Source organism: Psychrobacter sp. UBA3480, assembly GCF_002377945.1.
GTDB lineage: Bacteria > Pseudomonadota > Gammaproteobacteria > Pseudomonadales > Moraxellaceae > Psychrobacter.
The window spans coordinates 138376-162580 of record NZ_DFQV01000017.1; the positions used below are offsets into that span (position 1 = coordinate 138376).

General features: G+C 42.4%; 20 protein-coding genes. 5 read left to right on the forward strand and 15 right to left on the reverse strand.

Annotated features, from left to right (window positions below; translation table 11 throughout):
• Positions 1-118 precede the first annotated feature (118 nt).
• Entirely contained in the window at positions 119-775 is a 657-nt protein-coding gene (gene nfsB, locus B2863_RS06770) for an oxygen-insensitive NAD(P)H nitroreductase (protein WP_296208523.1), read from the reverse strand.
• 391 nt (positions 776-1166) lie between these two features.
• Between nfsB and B2863_RS06775 the strand changes: the two genes are divergently transcribed.
• Both B2863_RS06775 and B2863_RS06780 read left to right on the forward strand, forming a co-directional pair.
• On the forward strand, positions 1167-1820 hold the full coding sequence (locus tag B2863_RS06775) for a DsbA family oxidoreductase (RefSeq protein WP_296208525.1): 654 nt from the start codon (positions 1167-1169) through the stop codon (positions 1818-1820).
• A 44-nt stretch (positions 1821-1864) separates the two neighbouring features.
• Complete coding sequence (locus B2863_RS06780) at positions 1865-2560, forward strand: haloacid dehalogenase type II (protein ID WP_296208528.1); 696 nt, start codon at positions 1865-1867, stop codon at positions 2558-2560.
• A gap of 124 nt (positions 2561-2684) precedes the next feature.
• Here B2863_RS06780 and B2863_RS06785 read toward each other — a convergent pair whose 3' ends face one another.
• Positions 2685-3815 (reverse strand): S-(hydroxymethyl)glutathione dehydrogenase/class III alcohol dehydrogenase, encoded by a 1131-nt coding sequence (locus tag B2863_RS06785; RefSeq protein ID WP_057761290.1) that lies wholly within the window; start codon positions 3813-3815, stop codon positions 2685-2687.
• Positions 3816-4107: 292 nt separating this feature from the next.
• On the opposite strand from B2863_RS06785, the gene B2863_RS06790 reads away from it, so the two are divergent.
• Positions 4108-5028 carry a LysR family transcriptional regulator gene (locus B2863_RS06790; protein ID WP_296208530.1) on the forward strand — a complete coding sequence of 307 codons (921 nt, stop codon included), beginning with the start codon at positions 4108-4110 and terminating at the stop codon, positions 5026-5028.
• A 111-nt stretch (positions 5029-5139) separates the two neighbouring features.
• Positions 5140-5658, forward strand: a complete 519-nt coding sequence (locus B2863_RS06795) for a DUF302 domain-containing protein (protein WP_296208532.1) — start codon at positions 5140-5142, stop codon at positions 5656-5658.
• Between the two features lie 90 nt (positions 5659-5748).
• Here B2863_RS06795 and B2863_RS06800 read toward each other — a convergent pair whose 3' ends face one another.
• From B2863_RS06800 to epmB, 8 genes are all read right to left on the reverse strand, one after another.
• Entirely contained in the window at positions 5749-6036 is a 288-nt protein-coding gene (locus B2863_RS06800) for a DUF4031 domain-containing protein (protein ID WP_296208534.1), read from the reverse strand.
• 95 nt (positions 6037-6131) lie between these two features.
• Positions 6132-8396 carry a DUF3488 and transglutaminase-like domain-containing protein gene (locus B2863_RS06805; RefSeq protein WP_296208537.1) on the reverse strand — a complete coding sequence of 755 codons (2265 nt, stop codon included), beginning with the start codon at positions 8394-8396 and terminating at the stop codon, positions 6132-6134.
• On the reverse strand, positions 8393-9409 hold the full coding sequence (locus tag B2863_RS06810) for a DUF58 domain-containing protein (protein ID WP_296208540.1): 1017 nt from the start codon (positions 9407-9409) through the stop codon (positions 8393-8395). Before B2863_RS06810 ends, B2863_RS06805 begins: the two co-directional genes overlap by 4 nt.
• A 242-nt stretch (positions 9410-9651) precedes the next feature.
• Positions 9652-10677 carry an AAA family ATPase gene (locus B2863_RS06815; protein WP_296208542.1) on the reverse strand — a complete coding sequence of 342 codons (1026 nt, stop codon included), beginning with the start codon at positions 10675-10677 and terminating at the stop codon, positions 9652-9654.
• 42 nt (positions 10678-10719) lie between these two features.
• A complete protein-coding gene (locus B2863_RS06820; RefSeq protein WP_296208545.1) occupies positions 10720-11178 on the reverse strand; it encodes a c-type cytochrome in 459 nt (152 codons plus the stop codon).
• A gap of 64 nt (positions 11179-11242) precedes the next feature.
• Complete coding sequence (locus tag B2863_RS06825; RefSeq protein ID WP_296208548.1) at positions 11243-13330, reverse strand: EAL domain-containing protein; 2088 nt, start codon at positions 13328-13330, stop codon at positions 11243-11245.
• 310 nt (positions 13331-13640) lie between these two features.
• Positions 13641-15398 (reverse strand): hypothetical protein, encoded by a 1758-nt coding sequence (locus B2863_RS06830; protein WP_296208551.1) that lies wholly within the window; start codon positions 15396-15398, stop codon positions 13641-13643.
• 368 nt (positions 15399-15766) lie between these two features.
• Entirely contained in the window at positions 15767-16774 is a 1008-nt protein-coding gene (gene epmB / locus B2863_RS06835; RefSeq protein ID WP_296208553.1) for an EF-P beta-lysylation protein EpmB, read from the reverse strand.
• Positions 16775-16934: 160 nt separating this feature from the next.
• On the opposite strand from epmB, the gene efp reads away from it, so the two are divergent.
• Entirely contained in the window at positions 16935-17507 is a 573-nt protein-coding gene (gene efp / locus B2863_RS06840; protein ID WP_160022040.1) for an elongation factor P, read from the forward strand.
• A gap of 158 nt (positions 17508-17665) precedes the next feature.
• Here the strand turns inward: efp and B2863_RS06845 are convergent, their stop codons facing one another.
• From B2863_RS06845 to gspD, 5 genes are all read right to left on the reverse strand, one after another.
• The gene (locus tag B2863_RS06845) at positions 17666-19468 is read right to left on the reverse strand and encodes a GAF domain-containing hybrid sensor histidine kinase/response regulator (protein ID WP_296208560.1); all 1803 of its coding nucleotides are present in this window, start codon (positions 19466-19468) and stop codon (positions 17666-17668) included.
• 30 nt (positions 19469-19498) lie between these two features.
• Complete coding sequence (locus B2863_RS06850) at positions 19499-20359, reverse strand: tRNA threonylcarbamoyladenosine dehydratase (RefSeq protein ID WP_296208563.1); 861 nt, start codon at positions 20357-20359, stop codon at positions 19499-19501.
• Positions 20360-20459: 100 nt separating this feature from the next.
• Complete coding sequence (locus B2863_RS06855) at positions 20460-21392, reverse strand: TatD family hydrolase (RefSeq protein ID WP_296208601.1); 933 nt, start codon at positions 21390-21392, stop codon at positions 20460-20462.
• A gap of 161 nt (positions 21393-21553) precedes the next feature.
• Positions 21554-21727 (reverse strand): hypothetical protein, encoded by a 174-nt coding sequence (locus B2863_RS06860; protein WP_296208565.1) that lies wholly within the window; start codon positions 21725-21727, stop codon positions 21554-21556.
• A 204-nt stretch (positions 21728-21931) separates the two neighbouring features.
• A complete protein-coding gene (gene gspD / locus B2863_RS06865) occupies positions 21932-24175 on the reverse strand; it encodes a type II secretion system secretin GspD (protein WP_296208567.1) in 2244 nt (747 codons plus the stop codon).
• Positions 24176-24205: the final 30 nt, after the last annotated feature.

The following is a 24205-nucleotide window of genomic DNA, read 5'->3' on the forward strand; positions in this document are numbered from 1 at the left end:
ATCTCGATAAAAAAAGCCCCATAAACAGTCAGTTTATGAGGCTCTTGAATAGACTTTTTACATATAATATTTAGTAGATATGTCTATTAAAAATGTTCTTTGCTTAGCTAATAACTGGCTATGCTTTCGTAATAATTGTTTCTTCATCAAAACGTGATTTTGGTAACTCAGCGTTAAAATCATCTTTACTACGATAACCAAGCGACACGACCGCCACAGCCGTATAGCCCTTGCTACGTAAATCAAACTCTTCATCGAGTGCTTTCAAATCCGCCCCTTCCATCGGCACCGCATCAATACCTAGGGTAGCCGCTCCTAGTAGTAGAGCACCCATATTGAGATACAATTGCTCTATCAACCAATGTGGCTCGTCCTTTTGCTCATAACGACGAATGTCTAAAAACATTTTACGCGTCTGATGCATTTGCTCTTTAAATTTTGGCTCTGCGAAACGACCATCTGCATCTTCTTTTTCTAAGATGTCATCCAAAAACTCATCATCAGCATAGACACGGCTACAGAATACAATGACGTGCGAGGCACTTTTTACTTTGGCATCGTTGAACTCATACATGCCCTCAGTACCTTTTGCGATTCGGGCTTTACCAGCTTCATCATCAGCAATCACAAAATGCCAAGGCTGAATATTGGTACTCGAAGGACTGAGGCGCAAAATATCCTTTAGACTTTGGAAATCTTCTGCTGAGATTTTCTTATCGGTATCAAACTCTTTTGTGCTGTAGCGCCAGTTCATTGCTTCAGTGATATTTTTCATCTGTGACTCCATTATTGATATTAATTTTTTATTCTTTCTTAGAATTTTTATTCTTCGATTGCCATTTAACGAAGCCACTTTAAATAAAAAGCTATTTTATGACCATGCCTGCTTGGTTAAGTATTCGTAGGTTTTGTTATGACTGAGTCAGCGTATTGCAAAAACGCCTACTTTCTTATTAGTAATGGTTACAATTACGCTACCGAATTGGCGACGCCGACTGCGCAGACTACATTGTAATCACTTAGTCATTCTCTTAGTATGAACTGACTTGATATATGGTAACTAGTTATAGTTGTCTGATAACTAGGTATATCTGCTTGATTCCAACTGATATGCCACTATCTATATATCCCAAACAAAACATACATAATAATACCCGTGAGGAAATATGAGCACATCAGAAAAACCACTCCGAATAGATATCGTCTCAGACGTCGTCTGCCCTTGGTGCGTCATCGGTTATCGCCAATTGGCAGCAGCGCTTGAGCAAACCAATACTGCTCACACTATCCACTGGCATCCGTTTGAGCTAAACCCAAATATGCCAAGCGAAGGTCAAAATCTACGTGAGCATATTATTGAAAAGTACGGCTCTACTAAACAAGAATCAGATGCTAGCCGAGTCAGAATGACTGAAGCTGGACAAGAAGTTGGCTTTAAATTTAACTTCAATGATGATACACGCATGCACAACACCTTCAATTTGCATCAGCTGCTACATTTCGCTGATCAACAAGGCCGCATGCATGAGCTAAAGCAAGCCTTGTTTGCTGCGCATTTCACCAATAACAGAGATATCTCAGATATCAATGTGCTTGCCGATATTGCAGCAGAGACTGGGCTTGATCGTAGTGAATCATTGGCAGTGTTGGAAGGTCAGTTCTTTGCGAAAGAAGTACGAGCAGAAGAGCAGCATTGGCAACAGCAAGGCATCCAAAGTGTACCAGCGATTATCTTTAATGAGCGTCATCTGGTCAGCGGTGCCCAAGGGGTCGAGAACTACATCAGTATTTTAGAGCAATTGGCCAACATGACTGAGTAAACCACCTGACGTTATAAAAATGTCATTCTATAAAAGGATACTTTATGTCTTCTGAACGCTTTCCCTCGATTATTGTGTTCGACGTCAACGAAACATTGCTCGATATCGACACGCTAACGCCTTTATTCACCCGTGTCTTTGGCAAGCAAAGAGTACTGCGAGAATGGTTCGCTCAGCTGGTACTGTACTCGCAGACCATGACGTTATCCGGTCTCTATACGCCTTTTGGCGAGCTCGGCGTTGGTGCATTGCAAATGGTTGCTGATATCAGACAAGTGGCTTTGACAGACGACGATATCAATGAGTTCAAAGAAAGAATGAACGCGTTGCCGGCGCATCCTGATGCAGCGCCAGCACTGACTCGTTTGCGTGATGCAGGGTTTCGACTGGTCACGCTGACCAATTCAGCAAGCAGTGCGTCCCCAACGCCATTAGAAAAAGCAGGTCTCAGTCAGTACTTTGAGCAGCACTTTAGTATTGAGACTGTTGGCAAATTCAAGCCAGCACCTGATACTTATCAATTGGTAGCTGATACGCTAGCCGTTGATACGTCAGACTTATGTCTTGTTGCCTGTCACCTCTGGGATACTATAGGTGCACAAGCGACAGGTTGTCGCGGTGCATTTTTGACCCGTCCCTATAATGCGATGCTAAATGCGCCCAATGTACCAGTTCCAGATTTGACCGCATCAGATTTATCGACACTAGCGGATCTAATCATTAGCAAAAAGAGTGCTTGAGACTTTCAATCACTAAGCTATGTGTGGAAATAATATTAAAAAAAGGCTGCTTCAATATTGAAGCAGCCTTTTTATTTTTAACAAAGCATTTCTAAGACAATAACGTCGTTGCTGTCTTTGTTGATTACTCTGAGAAGTGTACAACCGTACGGATACTTTCGCCTTTGTGCATCAAGTCAAACGCTTCGTTGACGTCTTCTATTGGCATCGTATGAGTGATGAAGTCTTGTAAAGGAATCTCGCCCGCTAGATAACGCTCGACATAACCTGGTAGTTCTGTACGACCTTTTACACCGCCAAATGCTGAGCCCTTCCAGACTCGACCAGTCACTAACTGGAATGGACGGGTTGAGATTTCTTGTCCAGCACCGGCCACACCGATGATGACCGACTCGCCCCAACCTTTATGGCAGCACTCTAGCGCTGAACGCATAACATCGACATTACCGATACATTCAAACGAATAATCAACACCGCCATCGGTTAGCTCAACGATCACTTCTTGAATCGGTTTGTCATAATCTTTCGGGTTGATACAGTCAGTTGCACCTAGTTTTTTAGCCAATTCAAACTTGCTTTCGTTGATATCAATCGCAATGATACGGCTGGCTTTTGCCATGGCAGCACCGATGACCGCTGACAGACCAATACCGCCCAGACCAAAGATAGCCACTGTAGCGCCCTCTTCGACTTTTGCAGTATTCATGACTGCGCCCATGCCGGTAGTTACGCCGCAACCAAGCAAGCAAACTTCTTCTAATGGCGCTTCTTTATTGACTTTAGCCAAAGAAATCTCTGGTAAAACCGTGTACTCAGAAAAAGTCGAGCAACCCATATAATGGTAAATAGGCTCGCCGTCTTTATAGAAACGTGTGGTGCCATCTGGCATCAAGCCTTTGCCCTGAGTCTCGCGTACTGCCGAGCAAAGATTGGTTTTACCTGAGCGGCACATTTTACAAACGCCGCATTCTGCCGTGTACAACGGAATGACATGATCGCCGACCTGAACGCTGGTCACACCTTCGCCAACTTGCTCAACGATACCGCCGCCTTCGTGGCCCAAAATCGCAGGGAACACGCCTTCTGGGTCTTCACCAGATAAGGTAAAAGCGTCTGTGTGACAGACACCACTGGCGACGATTTTTACCAATACTTCGCCTTTACGCGGTAGCATGACGTCCACTTCTTCGATAGATAGTGGCTGCTTTGGACCCCACGCGATGGCGGCTTTTGATTTAATAAATTTATCTGACATAAAAATCTCTCTTTTTAATTGATTGTTATTTATGGTTGACGACATAACAGTTTTTTTATAAGTACAAGCAGGTTTAAAAGTTTGCTAGCACATCTTATGAATTTTGGCGGTCACTATATCTACAGTTAAAACAAATAAAGATAGACTGAGCTTATCTTGCCTGCCCTCTATAGGCAAGCATCGATGACAGTAAAACACCATCTGTTTACATTGATACTAACCATTATATTTATTTCTGAGCGGATAACAATATGCTATATTTGCAAATATCTTTTACATATTGGTAATAATCATGCACTGGGAAGGAATTAGTGAGTTTGTCTATGTCGCAGAATTCGAGAGCTTTACGCGTGGTGCAAAAGAGCTGGGTATCTCGACTGCACAAGTCAGCCGCCAGATCAGCGCGTTAGAGAAACGCTTAAATATAAAACTGCTATATCGAACCACGCGCAAGGTCTCATTAACCGAAGAAGGCCGCGTATTCTATCAGCACTGCCGCAGTGTACTCGATGGTTTGGATGCCGCTGAGCAAGCCGTAAGCAACTTACAATCAAAGCCCCAAGGCAGGATAAAACTAACAGCGCCCGTTACTTATGGTGAGCAGCAGTTATTACCACTCATCAATGATTTTATGATGCAGTATCACGATATCGAAGTGACTGCCTTTTTAAGTAATCAGAAAATTGATTTGATTGAAGGGGGTTATGATTTGGCCATTCGTATTGGCAAATTGCATGACTCGACGATGATGGCAAAGAAACTTAGCCTGCGTACTAACTTTGTCTGCGCTGCACCTTCTTATCTAAAAAAACACGGTATACCGCATCATTTAAGTGATTTAAGTCAACATAACTGCCTATTGGGTACTCGTGACTACTGGCATTTTATAGATACCACTAAAGCAAAAGAGAACAGTAATACTCATGGTAAGACGGACAACCAACAAACGAGCGTAGAAAGGAATCTGCGTGTCTCTGGTACGGTGCAATATAACAGCGGCTATAGTCTGGTCGATGCTGCGCTAAAAGGTCTGGGTATCGTACAGCTGCCTGATTATTATGTGCAAAAGTATTTAGCATCCGGCGAGTTGGTCAGTTTACTTGATGATTATAGAGAGCCCGAAGAAAGCATTTGGGCCATCTATCCGCATAACCGTCATTTATCACCAAAGATTAGACTGCTCGTAGATTATTTGGCAGAACATTTGGTTTAACGTTCTGTTAAGACGTATTGCAATCACAGACCTGATTACGCACAATGAATATTCGATGTTGCTCATTATAGTTAGGACTGACCATACTACAGACAACTTATAGGTGTAATTATGATTAAAATCGTCTCTATCGCTGCCCTAGCAGTGGCCGTTTCCTCTTGTGCCAGTATCGATACGCTGTTGGATAAAACCAATAGCACTGGTGCTATGACAAACACAACAACCTCTATTAATGCCGAAAAAGGCTTGGTGACCATGCAAAGTAATCACTCCGTCCAAGATACCGCAGACAATCTGGTTTCAGTTATCGAAAGCAAGGGTATGAAAGTATTTGCGCGAGTCGATCATCAGAAAAATGCACAGAGTGTCGACTTATCATTGAGACCAACGCAAGTCGTTATGTTTGGTAACCCTAAAGCAGGTACGCCATTAATGAACTGTGAGCAAACCGTTGCCATTGATTTGCCGCAAAAAATCTTAATTAGCGAAGATGCCGATAAAAAAGTATGGCTGTCATACAACAACCCTGACTACCTCAAGATACGCCACAATATAAAAGGTTGCGATACCGAGATTGCTAATATCTCAAAAGCGCTTAACGCTATCAGTACTGCAGCAATAGCAAAATAATGTGCTGGATATAGTTGAATAAATATATAGTTTAGTACATAAGTGAACAGGCAATTGAAACATTACTTATTTACTTGAAAATCCCTCATATCAAGAATGACTAGATTGCTCTATCTGGTCATTCAACTCTACTTTCAATTTCTTTGCGCACTCAATAATCTTTTTTCTATCGGCAGGAATAGCACCTTGTGCAATAGCGATTTCACGCATTTGAACCGTGATATCATAATGAGGATAGCTGGCGTTACGGTGGAACAAACGCTCATCTAATTCAATGAACGCCGCAAAGTCATGCAGCTCTTGCAAGCTATCCGCCAGCATATGACACCATTTATGGCCTTTGAATTTTATTTGCACAAAATCTACATATATTGCCATATAACCGCCTCTCTACTTATTCACTAATTCGCTTATCTGTTTTTTAATTAGCTCAGAACACCTTAGCAACTTAATAACACTGTTATCAAAAACCTTTATAACAATGCGCGCACATCTTTTTTAAGTTGTTTGAGTCGTTCTTGATACTTGCTATGACTACTATCAAATGTACTCAGTCGTCCGTAGCGTAACTGACGGTAGTTTTGTCTAATTTCAATAAGCTTTGTCTGAATAACGATTGGGTCACTACTATCTGTTAGCTGACTCGTAGCAGAATGAGCATCGTCACCCTGACGGCTATCAATAGCCGATGCCAGACGTTCCAGCCAAGCTAGCTGCCCTTCGTTATCATTGCGAGCTAATAATTTATCATGCTTGGCAACACGTTTTGAAAGCTGAGCAAGAGGCAAGTCTGCTGGGTGCCAGCGTTTGCGGCGACGATACCAAATGACAAATACTAAGATAGCCATAACGGAAACCGCACTGGTGGCTAACCAAATGATTTGCTGCATGATTGAGCTGATATTGAACCATTTGAGTAGCGAGTCGGCCTGTTTGTCTTGGTCATAGCCAACTACGTCTTTTTGCCAGTAGTAGCTCGCTTGGTCTGATAGTCGGCGTAGCGTTTGTAGCATTTGATACTGCTGATAGCTGATTTGTGCACTGGCACCATTGCCAAACATAGCTGCCCCTTGCTGCTGGGTCATCGTATTCATGCCTTGCTCTACTCGCTCAGGCGCCACAAAGGCTGTCGGATCCACACGTACCCAGCCTTGACCTTCAAGCCAAACCTCAGTCCATGCGTGTGCATCCATTTGCCGCACTTCCCATACGTTACCATTACGACTCGGCTCACCGCCTTGATAGCCCGCTACTACTCGTGCAGGAATACCAGCGGCGCGTAGCATAAAGGTAAAGCTTGACGAATAATGCTCACAGAACCCTGCTTTGGTTTCAAATAAAAATTCGTCAATGCGATTGGTATTGAGCCGTGGTGGCGACAGCGTATAGCGAAACTCTGTTCGATTAATCCATTGCTCGATAGCCGCTATGTAGCGCACAGGGTCTGAACCTGACTGCTCAAATAACTGCTTAGCAAGCGCGCGCGATTGAGGGTTACCTTCGTTGGGCAAAGCAAGGTTCTCACGTCTTGATGCCTCTGTTAGAACCGGATCAATACGCATCTGTGCAAACTGCAATACATCATAGCGAAGCTGCTGCGTAACAGGTTGATCCTTTGATAAGGTAAATTCAGAGGTAGTATTGATATCTGACTGCTGGGAGAACGGATAATCAAGACCAAATAGCCAGTTTTGCTGAGTAGGTTCTAAGATAACCTTGTAATTGACAGGTGCCGCCCTTGATTCATCAGGTACAGTAGCAAAGGCATTCTGAATCCATGCAGGTGCTTGCAATCTCGACGACCATTGACCCTTTTGGGAAGCCGGACGCCATGTAACACCATCGAAATCACTAAATACCAAACCGCGCCAATACAACTGCTGTTGCGGCGGGCGCTCATCAGCAAACTCTACCCGAAAGGCTAGCTCAGTTGACTGCCCTAAATTGGCAAAATCACCAGGAGACATGCTATCAGACACACCTGTGGTTGCTTGCTGACCGGAGAGCTGTACGGACCACAGCGGTGGCAGTCTCGGAAAAAACAAAAATAGTACCACCAATAATGGCAATGCACCAACCCCTAACACGCCCAATGTACGCAAGCGTCCATCACCGTTAGCATTGCTATCATCATTAAGCGCAATGAATGCTAGCAATACAATGACTGCGCCAACGATCACTTCTAAAGTAGTCAGTAAACCTTGGTCCATCAAAAACAATGCCGCAAGCACGAACAATGATAGATTCAACACTACATAAGCATCACGGCGCTTATATAGCTCCCACAGTTTGCTAACTAGGCATAGCACCAAAAATGCCACACCCATATCGAGCCCAAATGCTGTATTGTAGGTCAGCCACAGACCTAATAGCCCCAGCAGAAAGCCTAGCATTTGTACACTTTGATAAATACGCTTTAGGTGCGATAGTTTTTTGAATTTAGCTTTGATATAAGGCAATTGAGCGGCGATACTGACGGCGGCAAATCCTATCAACCATAATGGTAAATGTGCGGCATGCGGTAACACAACGACGACTTGAGCAATTAACACCCAATAATAAGCTGGCAGTGCAAATAACTTACGATACCATTTAGCGCCATTTCGCTCAGGTCGAGTTGAGACTTTTTGACCCAAAGCCAACTGCTCAAAGCTGGCCGTTTTTGTAGCATCGGCCGTAGAATACTCTGTGGACAGTACATCAACATCAGTGGAAGATAAGCGTTTAGAATTGGTCATGGTGCTTTCGCAAGCCTTAGCAAGCATGCTTGCGCAAAGGATTCCCCGTTACCCATCTCCGCAGTAGCAGGAGTATCACTAGGTAAACGCATTTGAAACGGCACGCCTAGCTGACCCAGCGTCAATGCCCCATAAGCCAATTGTGCAAGTTTTTGCTCGTGATGTGCAGCTGGCATATCTGCATAATCAAGCGTTTGTTCGTGACCAACCGGATCAGCGAAGTGCTTGGTCAGCATACCTTGTCCCCGCGCTACATGCCCCCAAGAGACTCGGGCCAATGACTCACCCTCGACATAATTATCTAATCGCTCAAAGTCGTCCTGACCCTGTCTATACTGCCCACCTGTTGGTAAATCCTCTAAGCTTGCGATTGCATATTTTGCTTGCCAATCAAATACTTCAGGTTTTGGATATACCCAAGCTGTACGCGCAAAGTAGACATAAGACCATGCACGCATGATACCTAGAGGATAAACTGTTTTTATCTTTAACCGCGGTAGTTCAAGTTGACCACGGTTGTAAGTCTGGACAGGAAGTCGAATGATTTGTTCGCCTTGTAATCGCGTGATAAGCACTGAGTGTGGTGCGTTGGTGCCATTTCTGGTTTTCTTATTGGCTAGCTGCTCAAATTCAAATAGCAACTGACGCCGTGGTTGGCGACTATCACTATTTAACTGCAGCGTAATCCAAACAGGCAAGCCAGCTTCTGTCATAGTGACTTCTAGCAGACGCACTTGCAGACCAGATATATGAGCAAAAGTAACATGAAAACTAATTAGCCAAACACTAACCAGATAGAAGCACAAACCAAGCACTAAGTTGTTGCCATAGTTGATACCCGCGATAAAGGTAATTACTAACAATACGGCGAATAGCATTCCTTCTCGACTAAAGAAAATATAGATATTACGCAAATTAAGCGTAGCACTATCATTCTTAGGTGCGCGCGAGGCAAACCAGCGGCTCAGAGCTGATTTTATTGGTGCGGTTAAGGCCTTTGGTAACAAGCTCATGACTACCCTATTATTACCATCTGATTGACAATGCTGTCGGTATTTATATCTGACAAACAAACTCACGAATAGAACGATACAGTTGATTCAGGACAATTTGAATACAAGAAAAGCGGGTGAAAATACCGTAAATAGGAACTGAGTGACTTTGATACTTTCTCTAAGTTATATAGCGTTGACTATGTGTAGAACTACGTTTCACCAATGCAGTTAATCAATACGGTCAAACAGCATATCAGCTGCTAGGCGACGACTGACACTTCTGCTAGAATGCGTTGGGCGATGGTTTTTGTTGCTTGACCACCAGTCACATGCGCAGGTACAAATCGCTGACCAAGGCGATGATCAGTAACCGCAGCAAATACCGCTTGGATATCTTCAGGGGTTACTTCCATATATCCCGATACATAGGCATGCGCTTGGGCAGCACGTTGTAGCGACAACACGCCGCGAGGTGATAAGCCATGATACTCTTGGCTTGCACGGGTTTTTGCAACCAGTCTCTGCAAGTAATCCAATACTGTATCTGCCACATAAATTTGCCTAACACCCTGCTGAGCCACTAGTACAGCCTCAGTATCAAGTACCGTATCCAAATCCTTGAGTAGCTCGCGACGGTCTTTACCTTTTAGCAGCTCACGCTCTGCGGCAGGCGATGGATAACCCAATGATAAGCATAATAAAAATCTGTCTAACTGCGACTCTGGGAGCGGATAGACACCTGCTTGTTGCAATGGATTTTGGGTGGCAATGACAAAGAACGGTTGCGGCAAAGGATAAGTCTGGCCATCTTGCGTGACTTGTCGCTCCTCCATCGCTTCAAGTAGAGCACTCTGCGTTTTAGGACTAGAACGGTTGATTTCATCAGCAAGTAATAACTGAGTAAAGATAGGGCCCGGACGAAACTCAAATTGCTGTTTACTTTGGTCATAGATGCTCATACCTAAAATATCAGCAGGCAACATATCATTGGTAAATTGCACTCGGCTAAAGCTCAAACCTAACAACTGTGCCAAGCCCTGTGCCAAAGTCGTCTTACCCATACCAGGCAAGTCCTGCAATAATAAATGACCGCCTGCTAAGATACAACTGAGTGCTAGCCTAACTGCTTGCGGCTTGTCCAATACAATCTGATTTAATTGCGCTAACAGCTGTGTAATTTTCTGCTGATTGTGTTGAAAATCAGCAGTACTAGGGATGGACTGGCTAAGCGGATTCGCTGTTCTCTGAGAGATGGATAATGATCTATCGTTAGCTGCATGGGTCATAGTAGGTTATTGGCTCATTTTTTAGGTCATAACGATGATAAGTCAGTTCACATCATCTGTAACGGTTGGTGCAGCGGCACGGAGCGTAGATAAATAAGCAATGATATCGGCACGCTCTTTCGCATCTGGCATCGGGTCAGACAGCATTTTAGAATCTGGCATGGCTTTTTGTGCATCTGCAATATATGGATCGAGTGTCTCTGCATCCCATACCCAACCTGAATTTTCTAGCCCTTCGCTATAGGTATAGTCTTTTAACTCAGCAGCAGGCGCACCATATATATTCATTAATTGTGGGCCCTTTTTATTCAGACCTGCATTACGTTGATGGCATTGACCGCAAGCATCTTTATAAATTATCGAACCGTTGTCCGCATCTCCGTCGGTATATAAGGGCAGAGTCACAGGAGCACGGTGGTCAGGTGGCGTTTTCTCACAAGCTGCAAGCAACAAAACAGCAGCCAAAAGACTGCTCATTTGATATTTATTAATAAGTGTCATTTTTAGCAATCTTTGGTTGAGGAATATTATCGCCATGACATAAACGATATGACATATTGGCCCTTTAACTCGCTACCTTTATTGTGCTACTAGGCTCTTCTAAATAATACCCCTGCAAATAGCGTGCGCCTACACTCCAAGCAACCGACATCGTTGCTGCATCTTCGATATAAGGCATGAGCACGTCGACTTTGATATCATTAGTGCGCATGATAATAGACTTGACCGTCTCTAAATTTTCTGCTGAACCAATGTCTTGAATATAACTACGTGCCAAGCGCACCATATCAGGTTGGACAAAATTGGCAATTTCAATAGATTTGGCAGACGAGCCAAAGTTATTGACACCGATTTGACAATTAACATCGTTGAGCGCGGAAAATTGGGATTTGGCGACGGTTAAATGATCAGAGATATCTATTTCATTGAACTGTAGTGTTAATACACCAGCTGTACCACCTACTGCCTTTATCAATTGACTGGCAACAATCGGCAATTTTTTATCAACTAATGAAGCACTGGTTAACTGTACTAACAATCTGGCTTCAGGATGCACTTTACGTACGTCATTAATTTTTTTGCAGGCATTGATAAGTACCCATCGATCGATCTTTTCTAATAGTTGATGCGTTTTAGCCACTGCCATAAACTGATCAGGGGTCAATACAGTATTGTCCGCATCGGACAATGGTAGCCTTAGATACACTTCAAAGAAATCGCTACGATCGTTGTTGATATCGTATATTGATTGGAATGATAGCTCAAAGCGGTTGTTAGTAATGGCATCAACCAACGATTCGGCAAGTGCATGATCGTCACTATTAGCATGTTCGCTTGGATCATATATATGATAAGATCCACCGCTATTAGAAGTTTCTACCATGATTTGACTCATAGCATCCATAGCACGTTCTAGTATGACAGTAGGCTCTGCTGTGTTCTTTTCAATTTTGACAATAGCAGTGCTAACCGTTGTATTCGTCGTACGTTTATCTACCTCGATAAACATATCCTTAATAGAGGAACCGATATGCACAGCCAGTTCTTCAAGTTCACTTGCAGTCTTATTTTTGACAAGTATCGTAAACGCGGTATCACTAAAACGGCTCACATGACCATCAGGTACTAGCTCATCTAACGTATAGGCAACTTGTTTGACAGTCGTATCTATTCCTTGTAGACCTAAGCTACTTCTTATTCTACCTACATTGTCAAGCTGCACATATAGCAGTGCTGCTGTCAACAACCCTTGTACTGCCTGCTGATGTATTATTGCCATCTGCTCTTCAAAACCGCGACGATTATCAAGGCCTGTTAAATTGTCTTTGCGCTCAGCGGCAGCCAAGCGTTTAGCTACCTCTGCACTATTATTACTATTTTGTTGAATAATAATCTGAGTGACTGGCTCACCTTCTAATGTTGCCGATGCCAATTGTAACTTTGCTTCAAAAGTGCTGCCATCTGTCCGCACACTTTCAAAATTAAACTCAACGTCTTGGCGATTGCCTTTGTCAAACTGACGTAAAAACTGTTTAAATCCTTTGACACTATCACCACCCGAAATCAGATCAATAATAGGCACGCCTACCGCTTCATTCATTGATTTGAAACCGAATAATTGGAGATAGGGATCATTAGCAAAGATATGAATCCCTTCATCAATATAAGCAACCGCGCTCTTGGAGTTCTTAATCAGCACATTAGCACGTTGTTCTGCTTCAGACAGTACTTGACGTAAAGTTTTTAGCTCACGACGACTGCGCAAACTACTATGCTGTAGACAAATAGCCATGACGACAGGCATTTCTTGATCGATGGTGAGCGCTTTGACCATTGTGCCACTAATAACAGTAGGTAGTCCTTCCTCATTACAAGCTGTCGTCGCTATCTCTTCGTTCACTAGACAAATCATCGGCAGATCAATACTTTGCTCTTGTACTAGGCTCACTACATCCGTAAAGCTCATATCATAAGCCTTACCAAATACCAAGATATCCCACGGTTGGCGTAAGAGTTTCAATAGCTCTTCTTTATCGTCCAAAAACCCTAAATTTACATTATCGTAATAAGGACTCAATAACTGCACAAGACGTTCAGCGTAGAGCTGATCATCATTGATTACCAATAAATTCAAAAGAGATTGAGAGCGCATAGGGAGCCTTTTAATCGTATTTTTATCTTGATACCTTACACCTTTCCTTCAGACTAGCCTAACATGAAAGAAGCACTAGGATGAAGTTCAGAAAATCTTATCGTATTGACTGAGTTTTTGGTTTAGGTTGTTTTTTTATTGTTAGGGGTATCATAGAAGTCAGAGTAACAACATCCGTCATTATAGACAATAATTCAGCCCGCTGCAGATTAACTTATGCCCCTTGTTGTCCACTATATTTTTGTTAAAAACCTGTATGGCTTCGCTGCTACCAACCTATCTATCTGCGTTTTGGGAACAAAGGTAAGGCCTAGAGTTGCGCTACCTCATATTGACTAAACTCATCAGTCATCATCAGCCTACGCCCTAATCGTAAAGAGGTTTGTTTATTGCCGATACGCATGACGACTCTATCATCAATTTGAAAATAAGAAGGTGGCACTATCAACGTGCCAGTAGTGTTCAGCTTTTCATCTTTTCCAAGGATAAATGCTGGTACAAAATGGCGGCTTCTCGTTTTGCTGCCCTCCAAACGTAACCCACACGCTACAAGCTTATGTCCGAGTACCTGCCATTCTACTTCTAGATTTTTGGTATCTAGGTTGAGCCAGCGTACCACGCCTATTGACCAGTCAGGTTGAACCGTGTCAACAGAGCGGCAGATTAGAAGCAAATTCATGATATGTAAGGGCTTTGGTGCCGTTGTAGAAAAGTCAGGGTCAGCTTTTTCTACACTGAGCCCACCTTTATTGAGAACAGCTTCATCAATAGAATCCTTATCTAGCTCACTATCTTTCGGTAACAGATGCAGTGTGCGATATGGTGAAAAATTGTCATGATCATCAAACAACTCTATGGTTGCACTGTCGTAAACGCGTCTTTTGTCGAATGTATTGTATAAAGGGCGCTCTTCTTCTCTCAGATCTTTTATAGAAATTAGGTTAGCAAAGCTTTGTGAATGACTAGCATGATAGTGTATATCGCTGAAGTTAGTAATTAGTTTCGCATGCTGGGTGGTACTATATTTGGTTGGCAAGGTTAGTGGCGGCTGTAAGTAACGATAGCTAATAGTCATTGAAATAGTATTGAGTAAACTATACTCTACTCCTACACCACCTTCTTCTATAAAAGCTTGCTTACGTGAATTGAAATATAGAACCATCGGCGTAAGCTCTATAAATAGACAATCATGACGATCTTCATACGGATTAATATTAGAGTTGGCAGTTAAATAACTGGGTGGGCTATTACTATGAAGATCAACAAAAACCCGTGTCTCAGTGGTTGGCTCCATTGTTGCAACCATATACTTAGCCCACTCAGGCAGTAATCGTTGTACCAGTAAGATTGTGGGGCGTCTCATAGCACGCACGTTCAATAAATGTTGTAAACAGATTTGGCAATATAATTGATGGATATTATTTGCCTGATGTGTGGCAGTATGTATGCTCAGGTCAATATCAGTCACTTTTTGCTCATGCGCTAAATAGTACAACTGATTGATTCTAGACCATAGGTAATTTGATGGCTTTCGATAACATAGCGCCTCTTCACCTAATAGTTTTTGGTATCTTAATAGTGACTGATACGTCGCAATAGCGAGTGTGCTAGAAGGCTTTTTCTCAGTACTAAAATAGCGCTGCCAACCTTTGCTAGAAGAAAACTTCAACGGATCATTTGAAGATAAAACTTCACGACGTATAACTCTATCGTAGACCATAATAATCAAATAATGTAGTGATTGTATTTGAGCAACACACAACATTTGAGACTGATTAAGCGCACCTGTCTCATATATATAATGCTGCCTCAGAGTCGCTATCAATCGATCTGAAGCATCGACTACTGTAGCCGTAAGTTTAAGGCGTTGTTGGTCATCTATATTGGCTTCACGTAGTACTATTAGTACACTTTCTAGATGTTCTGCTTGCTGCTCCTGAGTTTGTGAAGGTAGCGTTGTCAATAGCTTGAGTAAGTATCGCTCTTGACCGTTTACTGAACGATTTGATGACAGAGGTAGTGGCGCTGTAGAATTTAAATGCTCTTGAAACATTGATAACGTTATCATCAGTATCTTTACTCTCTATTAGTCACTCTGAAGCAATCAGTAATATGCAGCAGTACAAATACATGTATGGCATAAAAAATGTTTGTTAAGCTCGACTATAGAAAAGTGATGATATCTATTTATTGTGAGCCTAAATCTAGCAGTACGCTCTGACAATACCTATATACTGGCAAAGTTTTGTATTTAACGTTATATGCTTTTTAGGTAGATTACATACTGACAGTTTATATTCTGTTCCAATCATATATCTATTTATACTTATAAAAAAGCATAAATCCTAGATTTTAGTTTCTAAAGATACTATCCGCATCTTTTTTAAGAGCCACTCTTTGTTTACTAATTCTCCTAAATTGATATAGTGCCCTACATTAGCCATTGCTGTAAATATCAATCGGCACTTTAAAAGGTTTATTAGGTAACTCTCTGACCAACTTAGGAACAAGATAACCTGGCAATGATGCTAGCAATGACCAATAAAGCTCAATCGCTGCTTGCTCACTACTATCGAAATGCGCCGCACCAGCCACTTTGTCCAACACATGTAAATAATATGGTAGCACGCCAGAAGTAAACAAACGCTGACTAAGCTGCACTTGCCCTTCAAGAGTATCGTTGATACCTTTTAACAACACGGCTTGGTTTAATAGCGTAATTCCAGCTGCTCTAACACGTTGCAAATGCTCAGCGGTTGGCGCATCTAGCTCATTGGCATGATTACAATGAATCACCATGACAATATGACAGCGACTTTGAGATAACCTCTCTAACAATGCAGCGTCCAAGCGTGCGGGTATCACCAATGGCAAACGCGTATGCAGCCGAATGGTAGTAATCTGCGGAAGAGACTCCAAAGTATCTAACCATGCAAACAATCGTCTATTGGTCACATTTAGTGGGTCACCACCACTCAAAATCACCTCATTGATCTCAGGATTTGCATTAATATAGTTGATGATATTTTCTTTTGCATCAGCAGTCGGCATATTGGCACTATAGTCAAAATGCTGACGAAAGCAGTAACGGCAATGAATAGCGCACGCGCCTGTAATCGTTAACAATACTCTTGACTGATATTTATGGAGCAAGCCTTTCACAGGGTTTTGAGTGTTTTCGCTTAGCGGATCTGCCACGTACCCTGTGACGTTGATTTGCTCTTGCTGGTCTGGCAACACTTGTTTAAGCAGGGGATCATTACGGTCGCCAATAGCCATTTTTGCCACAAAGCCACGCGGCACACGCAGTTCAAAATGCTTAGGTACGTAAACTTCTGCACGCATTGATTCAAGCTGTAGGATACTTAATAGCTCATCAACAGATGTAATAGCTTCCGATAATTGCGTTTGCCAGTTTTTTTGTGTGATTAAATGGTTTATCATGACAGCCTATTACCTGTGCCCAAAATCCGATATTATACGCCCTTAGTGTCTAGCCTATCAAAGTATCCTCGTTAATCCGTAAATACTTGGCATAACAGAAAATTTTGGTACAGTCAGCCCTATGTCTTACTATTATATTTACAACCCCTAGGAGTTTCTTGTGGCAAGTTTTTCTACTAATGAATTTAAAGCTGGTCTAAAAGTGATGCTTGATGGCAACCCTTGTGCCATTCTTGAAAACGAGTTTGTTAAGCCTGGTAAAGGTCAAGCCTTTAACCGTGTTAAGTTGCGCAATCTTCGTAGTGGCAAAGTACTGGAACAAACTTTCAAATCAGGTGACAGCTTAGAAGCTGCTGATGTGATGGATACTGAAATGAACTATCTATACAACGATGGCGAGTTTTGGCATTTTATGCATCCTGAGAGCTTTGAGCAGATTCAAGCGGACAAAAACGCAATGAGTGACTCAATCAAGTGGTTAAAAGAAAACAGCAATGCTCTATGTACCATTACGTTATTTAATGGCGCTCCTCTGTCAGTCACGCCGCCTAACTTCGTTGAGTTAGAAATTGTAGAAACAGATCCTGGCGTACGTGGTGATACTTCAGGCGGTGGAGGTAAACCTGCTAAATTAGAGACAGGTGCCGTTGTACGTGTACCATTATTTGTGCAACAAGGGGAAGTGGTACGTGTCGATACGCGTACTGGCGACTACCAAACTCGCGTAAACTAATATCGCTCTAAACATGACTGGTAGTTGATATTTACTAATACCTCTATCATCAAGAAAAAAGCTTAACCACCATATAGGCGGTTAAGCTTTTTTTATATTTATCAATCATAGTTTTATCGAAATGCTAATCAATAGTGCTAACAATAATATCTAGTAAGTTACTCCTCCTCCAATGATTGCTTCTGTATCAGCCAATACTGTACTAAGGCATTTAGCTGCTCTTGCTTAAAAGGTTTGGTACAATAGTCCTGCATACCAACTTTTAGATATTTCTCACGCTCGCCGTCCATTGCATTTGCAGTCAGGGCAATAATAGGCGGTAGTACTCGGGGATCATATAATTCATGCAATTTAATAGTTGCCTGCACCCCATCCATAATCGGCATATGATGATCCATCAATATCACATCATAACGGTCCGGGAATAAAGCGAAAGCCTCAATTGCTTGCTGACCATCCGTAACATGGGTAACGGTATGACCACTGCTGGTTAGTGATTTTTTGGCTATGATCGCATTGACAGCATCATCTTCGACCAACAATATATGACCAGACCGCTCATGCGTAGGTTCAATCATGGTCGTATCGTTAGAGTCTTGCCATGTCTCATACTTGTCTTCATCAATAGTAGTCAACGGTAATAAAACACTAAATGTCGTACCAACCCCTACTTCACTATTTACGTAAATGTGACCACCCATCAAATCGACTAGGGACTTACAAACAGACAGTCCAAGTCCAGTACCACCGTAAATACGATGGGTAAACTTATTTGCTTGATCGTAAGCGTCAAATATCGCCTCTAACGACTCTTCTTTGATACCAACACCAGTATCTTTCACTTCTATACACAAAGTCATGTTCTGACCGTTTTTATCGCACTCTATTTTGCTCGCTTCTTTTTCTTGACTCGTACTCACGAATTTTTCGTCAATGTTATTTGGACAGTAGCAATTGTCCATATGTTTAACATCGATACTTACTTGACCACCTTCACGCGTGAATTTAATCGCGTTATTGACCAAGTTTGCAATAATCTGTTTTAGACGTACAGGATCACCGTTTACATAAGGTGATAGTGTTTCAGTATAGTGATAATCTAAGGTTACGCCTCTTTGACGTGCCTTAATCGCAAATAAACTGACGACTTCATTGCATAAACTAGATAAATTCAATGGAATAGAGTCAATCGTCATTTTTCCAGACTCAACCTTCGATAAGTCTAAAATCCCATTAATAATGACCATCAAATGTTCATTAGAAACTTTAATGTTATCAACATAGTCACGCTGTTCGCTACTGAGTTCGGTATCGCCTAACATCTCTACCATACCGATAATACCGTTCATCGGTGTGCGAATCTCATGACTCATATTGGCCAAAAAGCTCGATTTCATCTCATTAGCACGCTTAGCATCACGTTGTTTATCTTGTAATTTCAACGCATCTGCGGCCATCATTGCAAACTGCGCCAATATCTTTTCTTGTTGACTGCTAAAACTCTGATGTGGCTCAGTATCCATAAGGCATAAGGTGCCTAGACGATACCTTTTGTTGTCTTCATTCAAGATAATAGGTGCACCAACATAAAATCGTAAATATGGAGCACCTGTGACCATGGGACTTTGGCTAAAACGGCTATCCTTAAAGGTGTCTAGCACGATTAATACATCATCAGACAGTATCGTATAATTACAAAAAGCCGTGTTACGTGGTCCTTTACTTACAGCCTCATCTTCACTACCAAATTGGCAGGCTGGCTTTAAATATTGAGTTTCCTCATCCATAAAAGTGATCGTGACTACAGGCACATCAAAAAACAGCTTTACGAGTTCAACAAGCCGATCAAACGCAGGCTCCTCATCTTCATTGAGTACCTGATATTTCTTTAGCTTGTTGATACGCTCTATTTCATCTACCGCGACAGGGTAGCTCTGCTGAGGTGAGTTAGATATAGACAAGGTAAACTCCGTTAAATAATATCAGACGTATTAGTTACGACTCGTCTGTCTTATTAATAATTGTAATGCTTCACTCACCATAATCATCGCCACCACCGACGTAACGACCACTGCTGAGCCATAACCACCACACTGTAAACCGCCTGTTTGACAGCTTTTATCTACAATTGGCGGCTCTGTCGAATAGACACATTTAATGCCAAATTTTTCTTTTAAAGCACTATTAATGCCTTTCTCGTGGCGTAACTTGTTGCGTAACTTTGCAAGTAGTGGGTCTTGATAACAATCACGCAAATCACTTACTCTAATCTGACTTGGATCTATCTTACCACCTGCACCGCCTGCACAGACCAACTTTAGTTTATTAAAACGACAGTGTAAAGCGATTGCTAGTTTCGCATTCATATCGTCTACACAGTCTAAAATAACAATCGGTTTACCTTGAGTATTGGCAAATTTGACTGCTTCACGACTTGGTAGAAGTGTGGCGACATTATCTACTGTCAAAAAATCATCGACTAAATTTAAGGTTACTGTGGGATTAATCTCTCTAATACGAGTTGCCATTGCTTCAATTTTACTTTGACCAAATGTGCTGTCCAATGCAGGCAATTGGCGATTGACATTAGACGCAACCAATACATCCAAATCAATCAACGTAATCGTTCCCACTGCTGTCCGAGCCAGTGCCTCTGCTGCCCAAGAGCCCACCCCTCCTACACCAATAATGTAGACATGAGCTGCCGAAAAAGTATCAACCGCAGAGGTACCATATAGTGTCCGTGTACCTTGAAAACGACGATCGTACTGCTCATCTTGTTGGCGCGATTCGTCTTGTGCAAGACTGTCTGCGACGGATTCTGGTTGTTCAAATTGTCGCGTGTCACTCATAACAGATCAAATTCTCTTTTCAAATATTTTGGTTATCATTTATTTGGCTAGTACTTCTTAGCTTCTAATTACAACGATGCTTTTCTTATAAATGGCATCATTAAACTGGATAAGCCCAGTCTACTTTCAGAGCATTACAGCTATTTTGCCACAATTGCTTAGCAAGTTTATCATGTGGTATTTCTAATAGCTCACTCAAGCTTGCTAATACCCACGGCAGGTTAGCTGGTATATTTCTATCATGTGAATGGGTGTCATCCGTTATTTGACAAATAATAGGTGTCATATCTGGACAATCCGTCTCAATGACCAAGCATTCGATGCCATGACTCTCAACTGCTACTTGAATAGCACGGCGCAGTTTTTTGGCATTCGGATTGGTTATCTGACCAGTAACACCCAGCTTAAACCCTAATTTTACAAAAGCCTTTGCCTCTTGCTCACCCCCGCTAAAGCTATGGGCAATACCGCCTAATTTATGCGCATCGTATTTATGCGCTTTTAATATTGCGAGTGCTTCAGCATGCGCCTTACGAATATGCAGCATCACTGGCAGACTATGAGCCACGGCTATATCCAACTGCGCCGCAAAGAATCTTTTTTGTTGACCAAACACATCAGGCTGCTTCATTACATCGGTAAAGGTATCTAATCCAATCTCACCAATGGCTAATGGACGACGCTTTATCACCATTTGCTCAAGTTGTATTAAATGGTCATCGGTATGTTGCTCAATATAAAAAGGATGCAAGCCAAGCGCGATATGGACTTGAACATTGCACTTATCTTGGTTGTTTTCCTTCGTCGCAGACGATTGCGATAGTTCATTGATGAAGTCTTGAGTATCATACATTCGATCAAAATACTCATATAGATAACCTACTAGCACTAAGTGACGGATACCTTGACTATAAGCCTGCTCTACCTGTTGTCTGCGATCATTGTCGAATACTGGAGCATCAAAATGTGTATGCGTATCTATAAGAGGATAGACATTTTTTAAAACTTCTCTAGTGTTTGTTCTCTCAGCCATAGTCGCTGATTTTCTGCCACACATCAATGGACTCCAAAACTGACTTTTTAAAACATAAAACTAAGCAATAAATGCTGAGCGATTTTTCCTATATAAGTATTTTTATATAAGAATATTGCTATAGATGCATTATTAAGCTTCTATTTTTTAATTACTAGCTTCTACTTACTAGCTGCATTCTCACGAGCATCATTAATACTGCTCTCAGATACGGTATCATGGTCATATACTGTCTTCGTATTGTCCTTTCGACTACTGCGCCTAGGGATGAGCAATAGCGCAGTTGCAGCCACACTTAGCAAAAACCATTTTTTCGTATTTTTATAATCTGTCATCTTAGTTTCTGATTTACTATAGTGAAAAACATGATACGTAACTCATTATTTTATTAGTAACTAATATACTCAAATATAAAAGCGTCTATGTTTATCTGTGTTATGAATACGCAAGCTAATGTACGATGTAACTAGTATCTATCACATCGTACATTAATTTATGTCAGTTGAATCATATTAACCGTTATATATAAGGCTAATATTTTAACGATTAAGAGGATAGGTCGTGATACCACTATTAGGACTATCTACTCTCGTAAAACCTTGCGAAGTAGATTTTGGCGCTTGATCACGTTTAGGGATAAGGGGATTGAGCGGCATGAGCTCGTAATCCGCACTGACATTACCACTCCAACCTTCAGTGCCGCTCAATGGTAGTTGCTTAATCGTACCGTTTTTATCAATGACCAACTGCAACACTCGCATTTGATTGAATTTGCGTTCAGTCACACTCGCTACCGCGCCGCCATCACGTAAGATAGTCGGCTGTAAAAAGATAATCAAATTGCTCTTTTGGGTGCTGTCATTGTCAGAACGAAAGAGTCTACCGATAACAGGAACATTGCCCAGCCCAGGAACCTTCTGCTGACGTGTGGTAGTGTTATCACGCATCAATCCGCCCAAGGCAATCGTCTGCTGATCATCCGCTAGAATGGTCGTATTAATAAGGCTTTTATTAGTAATCAATCCACTGGCATTACCCGTACTACCTGGTACGACTGACGAGACTTCTTGCGATACCTCTAATCGTACTGTGCCGTTGTCACCAATGTGGGGAATGACATTCAGATTGATACCAATATCTTGGCGATCAATCGTCTGAAATGGGTTGTTTGAATTGTTGCCACTGGTGGTAAAAGAACCTGTGACAAAAGGTACGTTTTGACCAACTAAGATACTGGCTTTTTCATTATCCAATGTCAAAATCGATGGCATGGATAGCAAGTTGGCACTGGTAGATGAGTCAAGCGCCTGCAAAATAGCGCCATAAAACTCTGTATTGCCCTGACTGTCTTTACGACTGTCTCCAATGCCTATCAGTGCACCTGCGATAGAGCTGGCAGCAGCGCTAATACCTGCCGTACTCGTCCCTGCTAAAGCAGCAGCTGCAAGTGTCGTAGCGCTGGCCCCCACATTGTTAAAGTTGACTACTCCATAGCCACTATTGGCGTTACCTAGTGCCCACTGAACGCCTAGCTGAGTGGCATCATCGCCTGACACTTCAACAATAGCGGCTTGAATCAATACTTGTGCGCGGCGACTGTCTAATTGGTTGACCGCATCTTCAATCTCAAACATTAGCTCAGGTGCGGCGTTGACGATAACGGCATTTTGAGTTTCATCAGCGATAATACTAAACGGACGACCGCCCACTCCTGTGCTTGTTCCACTTGTGCTGCTAGTCGACACAGCAGCTGCACTGCTACTTAGGCTATCGCTAGCTGCATTATTAATTGCGGCGCCTGTGCTACTTGCATCATTTAGCGAAGCGGATTCTAATGTCGAGGTCGCGCCAGCACTATTGATAGATTGATTAGCGAGTAAGCCGCGTAACATATCGGCGATATGACCAGCACTAGCATACTTTAGACGAAAGACACGTAAACCACTTAAACGTCTGGTAGGCGTAGTATCCAATTGATTGACCATTTCTTGGACTTTAGCAATCATTTCAGGACTGCCCTTGACCAGCAGTCTATCGCTCGACGTGTCAGCAATTACCTTTAGCTGATTGTTGCCACCTTGTGCTTGTCCACTACCCGCACTTGAGACTAAGGCGCTAATCAACTCCATCATACGTTCGGCATCGACATGACGTAGTGGTATCACTTGCAAACTGTCATTTACATTACTGTCTAAGTCACGAATAAGGGCCGTCAGTTGATTAAGGCTGTCTGCTCGATCGGACAATACTAGCGCATTGACACCAGGTACAGCGGCCGCGTGAGCCGACTGCGGCATCAATGGGCGAATAACTCCTAATACTTCTGCAGCTTGGGTGTTGGTCAAATAAATAACTCGAGTAGCGAGCGACTCGCCAACACTATCACCGCGTAAATCAACCGCCACGCCAGATTGCTTAGCAATATTATCTGGCACCAGTTTTGTTGTCGTTCCTGATTCAATCGCGGCGATACCATTCACTTGCATCACGCTCAGAAATAGCTGATAGATCTCATCACGAGATAGAGCTTTGTTAGAGATGACCGTGACATTACCATTGATACGTGGATCAAGCACAAAGTTTTGATCCGTGATGGTCGCGACCTCATTAATAAAGGCTTTGATATCAGCATCTTGTAAATTGACTTTCCAGCTCTCAGCATTGGCAAGACCAATACCAGCAGCCCATAATGGTACTGCCAGACAAAGTGGACGACACAGGCGCATCAGACGCTGCAGGCTACGGTACAAAGGCGTGGCTGAAAAATTCTGAAAACTTACCATATTGATGTTTACCTACAGTGATATTGCTTA